The following is a 228-nucleotide window of genomic DNA, read 5'->3' as shown; positions in this document are numbered from 1 at the left end:
AGATGTTTACAAGTATACGGCCAAAGGAAATCTTGTTGCCGTTGTCTCAAATGGTTCAGCTGTTTTAGGGCTTGGAAATATTGGTCCAGAAGCTGGGAAGCCAGTTATGGAAGGAAAGGGAATTCTTTTTAAGAGATTCGCTGATATTGATGTCTTTGATATCGAAATCAATGAAACAACTGTCGATGGTATGGTTAATGTTGTTAAAGCATTAGAGCCGACTTTTGG

General features: G+C 39.0%; 1 pseudogene. It reads left to right on the top strand.

What is annotated here, in order from left to right:
* A pseudogene (locus M901_RS03335) lies at positions 1-228 on the top strand (NADP-dependent malic enzyme); the annotation flags it as partial.

This window comes from Bacteriovorax sp. DB6_IX (assembly GCF_000447775.1).
Taxonomy (GTDB): domain Bacteria; phylum Bdellovibrionota; class Bacteriovoracia; order Bacteriovoracales; family Bacteriovoracaceae; genus Halobacteriovorax_A.
This window is presented reverse-complemented; position numbering and strand designations above follow the sequence as displayed.